Raw genomic sequence first — 7,725 nt, 5'->3', positions numbered from 1 at the left:
CTGGCAACGACGACGAGGATTCGCCCGAGGAGTGAGCGTACGCAGCGCGAATGGGCCGCTTCCCCCGTGAGGAGGAAGCGGCCCACTGCGTTGACCGATGGTGTCGGCCGGCGTCTTACAGGGCCACGCCCAGCAACGCATCCACCGCACGCGTCACGACACCGGGGGCGCCGGTGTCCGTGCCGCCCTGCTCGTGCTGCGCGGCGGCCCAGCGGTCGACCGCGGCGAGCGCGGACGGCGCGTCCAGGTCGTCGGCGAGGGCCTCGCGGATCTCCTCGACCAGCGCGTCGGCGCTCGGCCCGTCGGGGCGGGAGACAGCCGAGCGCCAGTGGTCGAGCCGCGCCTGGGCGTCCCGCAGCACCTGGTCGGTCCACTCCCAGTCGGCCCGGTAGTGGTGGGCGAGCAGCGCGAGCCGGATGGCGGCCGGGTCGACGCCGTCCCGGCGCAGCCGGGAGACGAAGACGAGGTTGCCCTTGGACTTGGACATCTTCTCGCCGTCGAGGGCGACCATGCCGGCGTGCACATACGCCTTGGCCATGGGGAACTCGCCGGTCAGCACCTGGGCGTGCGAGGCGCCCATCTCATGGTGCGGGAAGGCGAGATCGGAGCCGCCGCCCTGCACGTCGAAGCCCATCCCGAGGTGGTCGAGGGCGATCGCGACGCACTCGATGTGCCACCCGGGCCGGCCGCGGCCGAGCGAGCCGCCGTCCCAGCTGGGCTCGCCCTCACGGGCCGCCATCCACAGCATCGGGTCGACGGGGTTCTTCTTGCCCGAACGGTCCGGGTCGCCGCCCCGCTCGGCGGAGAGCAGCCGCATGGCGGCGGCGTCCAGGTTCGAGACGTTGCCGAAGTTGGGGTCGGACTCGACGGAGAAGTAGATGTCCCCCTCGAGTTCGTAGGCGGCGCCCATGTCCCGCAGTCGCTCCACCAGCGGCACGATGCCGGGTATCGCCTCGACCGCGCCTATGTAGTGCTGCGGCGGCAGCATCCGCAGGGCGGTCATGTCCTCGCGGAACAGCGCGGTCTCCCGCTCGGCGAGGGCGACCCAGTCGAGGCCGTCGCGATCCGCCCGCTGCAGGAGTGGATCGTCGACGTCGGTGACGTTCTGGACGTACTGCACCTGCCGCTTGGTGTCGAGCCACACGCGCTGCACGAGGTCGAACGCGTTGTAGGTCGCCGCGTGACCCATGTGGGTCGCGTCGTACGGCGTGATGCCGCAGACGTAGATACGGGCGACGGGACCAGGGGCGAGGGTGACGAGGCCACCGGTCGCTGTGTCGTGGATCCGGAGGTCGCGGCCCTTGCCGGGCAGGGCGGGGACCTCAGAAGCGGGCCAGGCATGCATGTCTTGAGCCTAACCGGACTGGAGTTCCGTATACGAACCGGACCAGGCCGGATGGCCGGGAAGGCACTCTTGCGCGGTCCCGGCCCCGTGTGCCACCGAGGGGGCCTACACCGGCGGCCACGGGATGGCCGGCCACTCCCCGTTCGGCTCGGGGTGCACTCCCGAAGCGAGGAGTACGTCCACCCGCGCGCGCGTGGCGTCGATTTCGAGGCCGGTGATCAGCGCGGCCAGCCGCTCGGCGAGCACCCCGCCCGCCTTCAGCTCCTTGCGGAGCCGCTGGAGCACCTCGACGGCCTCCGCGGTGAGCGGCTCCCCCGCCCACCCCCACAGCAGGGTGCGCAGCTTGTTCTCGGCGTTGAAGGTGACCCCGTGGTCGATGCCGTAGAGCCGGCCGTCGCCGGACGGCAGCAGGTGCCCGCCCTTGCGGTCCGCGTTGTTGATCACCGCGTCGAGCACGGCGAGCCGCCGCAGCCGCTCGTCGTCCGCGTGCACCAGCAGCGCGGTCTTCCCGTCCCCGACCTCGGCGAAGCCGATCGCCTTCCAGCCGGGCCCGGGCTCCTCGGCGTCGATGAGCGCGAGCAGCTCGCCGTCCGGCTGCGCCTCGATCCACAACTGGCACATGCCCTCGCCGTACGGCCCGTCCCGCAGCACGGTGGGCGGCACGAGCCCCCACCCGGTCGCCTCGGAGACCTCGTACGCGGCCACCTCGCGCTGGGCGAGGGTGCCGTCGGGGAAGTCCCACAGGGGCCGCTCCCCGGCGACGGGCTTGTAGACGCAGGCGGCCTCCCGCCCGTCGTGGGTCACCGTGCAGTACAGCGCCGCGTTGGAGGCGTCCCGGATGCGTCCGCGCACGGTCAGCTCGCCGGCTGCGAGCAGCGCGGCGTCCGCTGCGCTGCTCGCAGTGGCTGCCGTCATGCTCCGCGGCGGTATCCGTTCTGGCGCGGACATACGTGTCCTTCCGGGTCGAGCGGCAGGCTGCACAGGGGGCACGGCGGCCGGCCGGCGTTGACGACGTCGAGGGCGCGCTTGGCGAAGGCGCGGGCCTGCGCGCCGGTGAGCCGGACCCGCAGCATCGGGGGACCGTTCTCCTCGTCCTGGAGCAGCCTTTCCTCCGCCTCGGCGAGGTCCTCCTCGGAGTCGGCGTCGAGCTCCACGAGGGCCTGCGCCTCGACGATCATGCGCTGCTCCTCGCCGTCCCAGGCGAGGGCCATGGTGCCGACCCGGAACTCCTCCTCGATGGGGGTGTCGAGGGGGCCGGTGTCGGTGATCTCGGTGGGCGCCACGGCCGGCACCGCTGCGCTGCCTCCGCTGCGGCGCACCACCTCGTCCAGCAGTTCGTCCATGCGCTCGGCGAGCGCGGCGACCTGGGTCTTCTCCAGGGCCACGCTGGTCACCCGGGATCCGGCCGTGGCCTGGAGGAAGAACGTACGGCGCCCGGGCAGTCCGACCGTACCGGCCACGAAGCGGTCCGGGGGGTCGTAGAGGAACACCTGACGGGACACGTCCTGTCTCCATTGATTCGTGGGTCGACATCGACATCGGGACCGACCGGCCGCCGTGCGGACGCTCGGCTGCGAACAAGTACGGCGCTACTGCGACCGCTTCACCCTACTGCGGCGGACGATCACGGTGCGCCCGCACCGCCCCCGACCGGTGCGTCCCCGCCCGGAGCTTCCTCGCGCGGCACCAGGGACGCGAAGTCACCGGTGTCCCCGAGGCGCACGAGAAACGGCCTGAGACGGGTGTAGCGGATCGCGGTGACGGAACACGGTTCCACGGAAATCCGCTGGAACAGGTCGAGATGAAGTCCGAGTGCGTCCGCGACGAGGGACTTGATGATGTCGCCGTGCGAGCACATCAGGTACACGGCGTCGGCGCCGTGATCACGCTCCACGCGCGCGTTCCACTCGCGTACCGCCTCGGCGGCCCGGGTCGCCATCGACCGCATCGACTCGCCTGCGGGGAACGCGGCCGCCGAAGGATGCGCCTGCACGACCTCCATCAGCGGCTCGTCCCTGAGCTCGGCGAGCTTGCGTCCGGACCAGTCGCCGTACCGGCACTCCCCGATCCGCTCGTCGGTGTGGAGGGGCAGCCCGGGGCGGGCGTCGAGCAGCGGCCGGATCGTCTCCTGGCAGCGTTGCAGCGGGCTGGTGACCACCTCGGTGATCGGCAGCTCGGCGAGCCGCCCGGGCAGTGCGGCGGCCTGCGCGGCCCCGCGCTCGTCGAGAGCGACACCGGGCGTCCAGCCGGCGAGCACTCCCTCGGTGTTGGCGGTGGAACGTCCGTGCCGGACCAGGATCAACGTGGGCATGCGGCCCAGGGTAGGCGTACGCCGCCCGCCGCAGGGGTCCGGAGTCCCCGCGGGAGCGGCCATGGCCGTAGATCCCCACGGTGATCGTGGGGATCTACGGCAGCGTATCGGCGGTCATCGGACTCATGGCCGCCCTGGAGGTGAGGCCCGGCCTGCTCCGGCGTCAGGCGAATTCGGGTGCCGCGGCCGCGGGGCCGCCGAGGGCGTTGCGGCGCTCCGGCATCTTCAGGGACACCATGCGCCGCCAGCCGCCGAGCCGCTCGTACCCGTACACGGCGTGGATGCCGAACGCGAGCACCGCCGCCTTCGGCTTCGACCAGCCGAGGATGCGGCCCATGTGGGCCATGACCGCGAGACTGACGTCGCGGTAGATCCGGATCTCCGCGAGCGCGCACTCACGCAGGGTCCGCTGGATGGCCCGGCCGTGCCCGGCGTACGCGAAGCGCAGCAGCTCCTCGTGGCAGTAGGCGAGGTGGTTGTCCTCGTCGTTGGAGATCATCTTGACCGCGCGGCCGAGGTCCGGGTGGTCGCCGAAGTACTTGCGCAGCATCTCCATCTCCTCGGAGGCGCGCTGTTCGGTGACCCGGCTGTGCGAGAGGTACGTGACGATGTCCTGGACGGTGAGCGGCTCGTCGCGCTTGAGCCTGTCGTGGGCGAGGCCGATGCCGTTCTGCTCCAGAAGCATGGTGTAGTCGGTCTCGGGCGGTACGGGGACGGGTTCGAGACCGCGCTTCTTCATCAGGGCGTTGAAGATCCGCCCGTGCTTGTCCTCGTCCGCACCGTGGCGGGTGATCTTGGGGGCGAGTTCGCGCTCACTGGCGGGGACGAGCGCGGCGATGCGGGCGTTCTCCCAGCCGCCCTGTGCCTCACCGCTGGCCGCGATGGAGCAGAACAGCCGGAAGGACTCGTCGTTGTCGAGGATCTCCTGGAACAGACTCTTGGCCGAAAGCATCTGTGGGCACCTCTCTGCAGGATTCCGCAAAGAACGAGTCAAAGGGGCGCGCCAGGGTGGTGCAACAGTTCTGTCGGACAACTCAGTCAAAAGAAGGACCGACGGGGTCGCGTCGGGTGCGTAACCGCGCGCCTGTCGGCGCGTTGTTCCTGCTGACGGCCGTGGCGGGGAAGACCCCCGAGCCCCCACCACGGCCGCTGAGACCTTCCGGGCCTGCGACGGGGTGCGGTTACGCGAGCCCGGCCCGCTCCAGGGCCTCGGAACCGGCCCGCAGCGAGGCGAGCCGCTCGTCCAGGGTGAAGCCCGCGGGGGCCAGGCTGAGCGTGGTGACTCCCGCCTCGGCGTAGGCCTTCATACGGTCGGCGATCCGGTCCACGGAGCCGAGCAGCGTGGTCTGGTCGATCAGCTCGTGCGGTACGGCGGCCGCGGCGCCCTGCTTGTCGCCGGACAGGTACTTCTCCTGGATCTCGGCGGCCTCCTTCTCGTAGCCCATGCGCTGGGCGAGCTGGTTGTAGAAGTTCTGCTTGGGGCTGCCCATGCCGCCGACGTACAGCGCGGTGTACGGACGGAAGGTGTCGGCGAGGGCCGTCACGTCCTTGTCGTCGCCGACGGCGAGGGGCAGGGTGGGGCAGACGTCGAAGCCGTCCATGGTCTTGCCGGCCTTCTCGCGGCCCGCCCGCAGGTGCTTGATCGCGGTGTCCTCGAGGTGGGCCGCGGAGGGGAAGATCAGGAGAGCGCCGTCGGCGATCTCGCCGGTCTGCTCGAGGTTCTTGGGGCCGATCGCGGCGATGTAGAGCGGGATGTGCTCGCGCTGCGGGTGGACCGTGAGCTTGATCGGCTTGCCGGGGCCGCCGGGGAGAGGGAGGGTCCAGTGCGTGCCCTCGTAGGTGAGGCGTTCGCGGGTCATGGCCTTGCGGACGATCTCGACGTACTCGCGGGTGCGGGCGAGGGGCTTGTCGAACTTGACGCCGTACCAGCCCTCGGAGACCTGCGGGCCGGAGACGCCCAGGCCGAGGCGGAAGCGGCCGCCGGACAGGGAGTCGAGGGTGGCGGCGGTCATGGCGGTCATCGCGGGCTGGCGGGCCGGGATCTGGAAGATGGCCGAGCCGACGTCGATGCGCTCCGTCTGGGCGGCGACCCAGGTGAGCACGGTGGCGGCGTCGGAGCCGTAGGCCTCGGCGGCCCAGCAGACGGCGTAGCCGAGGCGGTCGGCCTCCTGGGCGACGGCGAGATTGTCCGCGTCCATTCCGGCGCCCCAGTAGCCGAGGTTGATCCCGAGCTGCATGGCCTTCCCCTTACTGATCAGTAACGTCCCTTGTGACGTCGACATTAGCGTGCGGGTGGTGGATCGCCCAGGTTGTGGGTGGGTGCGGGCGTGCGGGGCCGGGAAATCGGTTGTCCACAGGCCCCCACGGCACCAGTTCTGGCCAGTAATCTCGGCGCTCATGGAGCAGAGGCATCTCGGCCGTACCGGCCTGCGTGTGTCCCGTATCGGACTCGGCACCCTGACCTGGGGGCGGGACACCGATGAGCATGATGCCGCGGACCTGTTGAAGACGTTCTGGGAGGCGGGCGGGACGCTCGTCGACACCGCGGACGTCTACGGGGACGGGGAGGCCGAGTATCTGCTCGGGCGTCTCATGGAGGGACTCGTGCCGCGGCGGGACCTGGTCATCTCGACCAAGGCCGGGAGCGTACCGGATCCGGACCGGCGGTTCGACGGGTCGCGTGGGCATCTGCTGGCCGCGCTGGATGCTTCGCTCGCGCGACTCGGCACGGACCACGTCGATCTGTGGCACGTCCACGCCTTCGACCCGGAGACGCCCCTGGAGGAGACGCTCCAGGCGCTGGACATCGCGGTGAGCAGCGGCCGGGCGCGGTATGCGGGGGTGTCCAACTTCTGCGGCTGGCAACTGGCGAAGGCCGCGACCTGGCAGCTCGCGGCACCCGGTCTGCGGACCCGGCTGGCGAGTACGCAGATGGAGTACTCGCTGCTGCAGCGCGGCGTCGAGCGGGAGGTCCTGCCGGCGGCGCTGGACCTGGGCATCGGGCTGTTGCCGTCGTCGCCGTTGGGGCGTGGTGTGCTGACGGGCAAGTACCGCGGCGACGCCATGCCGCCGGACTCACGGGGAGCCTCGGAGCACCTGGCACCCTTCGTCGAGCCGTACCTCGACGACACGGCCGGCCGCATCGTGGACGCCGTGGCGACCGCGGCGGACGGGCTGGCCGTCACCCCGCTCCAGGTGGCCCTGGCCTGGGTCCGGGACCGGCCCGGCGTGGTCGCCCCGATCGTCGGCGCGCGCAACGCGCAGCAGCTCACGGGGGCATTGTCAGTGGAGGCGCTTAGTCTTCCTGACGAGATCTGCCGGGCGCTCGACGACGTGTCGGCGCCCGTGCACCGCTATCCCGATCACGACTGGAGCACGCTGTGAGCACGGAGCCGGAGACCACCGAGGACGCCGCGCCGGAGACCCCGGGCGCCCCGGCGGAGGGCGGCGTCCCGGAGACCGAGGCCGCACAGGACGCCGAGGGCACGAGCGCCGCCGCCGGTGAGTTGTCGGAGGCGGAGGCCGAGCTGGCGGCCCAGCGGCTCGAGCGGGAGCGGATCGAGCGGCGCAAGGCGGAGAAGAAGGCGCCCATCGAGGCCGGGGCCAAGCTCAGCGGGACCACCGCCGATCTGCTGGCGGCCTGCGCGGCGCAGGGCGTGGACGTCGACCAGGTCCATCCCGAGTACGCGGCCGGGCAGTTCGAGATCTCGGTGGGTGCGCTGGACCCGGTGGCGGCGGCCGACCGCAGGCTGCTGGTACGGCAGACCATCCGCGCGGTGGCCCGGCGGCACGGGCTGCGGGTCTCCTTCGCCCCGGCCGTGTCCGCCGAAGGCGTCGGCAACGGCGGCCACCTCCACCTCTCCGCCTGGCGCGACGGCGTCAACCTGCACTCCGGCGGTGACCGCCGGTACGGCATGACGGCCGACGCCGAGTCCTTCGCGGCCGGGATCCTGGCCCACCTGCCGGGCCTCACGTCGGTGACAGCGCCCAGCCCGGCGAGCTATCTGCGGCTCAGACCGTCCCAGTGGGCCGGGGTGTTCACCGCCTGGGGCCGGGAGACCCGGGAGAC

General features: G+C 71.7%; 7 protein-coding genes and 1 pseudogene. 2 read left to right on the top strand and 6 right to left on the bottom strand.

Annotated features, from left to right (window positions below; all coding sequences use genetic code 11):
• Nucleotides 1-115: 115 nt before the first annotated feature.
• The 6 genes from mshC to ACTWQJ_RS42070 form a co-directional block, all read right to left on the bottom strand.
• Nucleotides 116-1,345 (bottom strand): cysteine--1-D-myo-inosityl 2-amino-2-deoxy-alpha-D-glucopyranoside ligase, encoded by a 1,230-nt coding sequence (gene mshC / locus ACTWQJ_RS42095; protein ID WP_443311697.1) that lies wholly within the window; start codon nt 1,343-1,345, stop codon nt 116-118.
• A 105-nt stretch (nt 1,346-1,450) separates the two neighbouring features.
• Nucleotides 1,451-2,293 carry an SCO1664 family protein gene (locus ACTWQJ_RS42090; protein ID WP_443311696.1) on the bottom strand — a complete coding sequence of 281 codons (843 nt, stop codon included), beginning with the start codon at nt 2,291-2,293 and terminating at the stop codon, nt 1,451-1,453.
• Nucleotides 2,257-2,847, bottom strand: coding sequence for a DUF3090 domain-containing protein (locus ACTWQJ_RS42085; RefSeq protein WP_224734422.1), 591 nt, complete (start codon nt 2,845-2,847; stop codon nt 2,257-2,259). The genes ACTWQJ_RS42090 and ACTWQJ_RS42085 overlap by 37 nt, the downstream gene beginning before the upstream one ends.
• A 122-nt stretch (nt 2,848-2,969) precedes the next feature.
• Nucleotides 2,970-3,656: a histidine phosphatase family protein gene (locus tag ACTWQJ_RS42080; protein WP_443311695.1), complete on the bottom strand. Its 687-nt coding sequence runs from the start codon at nt 3,654-3,656 to the stop codon at nt 2,970-2,972.
• Between the two features lie 163 nt (nt 3,657-3,819).
• Entirely contained in the window at nt 3,820-4,608 is a 789-nt protein-coding gene (locus ACTWQJ_RS42075) for a ferritin-like domain-containing protein (RefSeq protein WP_443311694.1), read from the bottom strand.
• A 229-nt stretch (nt 4,609-4,837) separates the two neighbouring features.
• A complete protein-coding gene (locus tag ACTWQJ_RS42070) occupies nt 4,838-5,893 on the bottom strand; it encodes an LLM class F420-dependent oxidoreductase (protein ID WP_129796989.1) in 1,056 nt (351 codons plus the stop codon).
• 160 nt (nt 5,894-6,053) lie between these two features.
• Here ACTWQJ_RS42070 and ACTWQJ_RS42065 point away from each other — a divergent pair, with 160 nt between their 5' ends.
• Nucleotides 6,054-7,040, top strand: a complete 987-nt coding sequence (locus ACTWQJ_RS42065) for an aldo/keto reductase (protein WP_443311693.1) — start codon at nt 6,054-6,056, stop codon at nt 7,038-7,040.
• Nucleotides 7,037-7,725: pseudogene (locus ACTWQJ_RS42060) on the top strand (hypothetical protein); the annotation flags it as partial. The gene ACTWQJ_RS42065 and the pseudogene ACTWQJ_RS42060, both read left to right, overlap by 4 nt.

This window comes from Streptomyces sp. KR55, assembly GCF_052245645.1.
Classification (GTDB): Bacteria; Actinomycetota; Actinomycetes; order Streptomycetales; family Streptomycetaceae; genus Streptomyces; species Streptomyces flavusporus.
This window is presented reverse-complemented; position numbering and strand designations above follow the sequence as displayed.

Bases quoted from the DNA above. Each gene is read 5' to 3' on its own strand.
- ACTWQJ_RS42090 (WP_443311696.1), bottom strand. From the start codon at position 2,293: ATGTCCGCGCCAGAACGGATACCGCCGCGGAGCATGACGGCAGCCACT.
- ACTWQJ_RS42070 (WP_129796989.1), bottom strand. From the start codon at position 5,893: ATGCAGCTCGGGATCAACCTCGGCTACTGGGGCGCCGGAATGGACGCG.
- ACTWQJ_RS42065 (WP_443311693.1), top strand. From the start codon at position 6,054: ATGGAGCAGAGGCATCTCGGCCGTACCGGCCTGCGTGTGTCCCGTATC.
- mshC (WP_443311697.1), bottom strand. From the start codon at position 1,345: ATGCATGCCTGGCCCGCTTCTGAGGTCCCCGCCCTGCCCGGCAAGGGC.
- ACTWQJ_RS42075 (WP_443311694.1), bottom strand. From the start codon at position 4,608: ATGCTTTCGGCCAAGAGTCTGTTCCAGGAGATCCTCGACAACGACGAG.
- ACTWQJ_RS42080 (WP_443311695.1), bottom strand. From the start codon at position 3,656: ATGCCCACGTTGATCCTGGTCCGGCACGGACGTTCCACCGCCAACACC.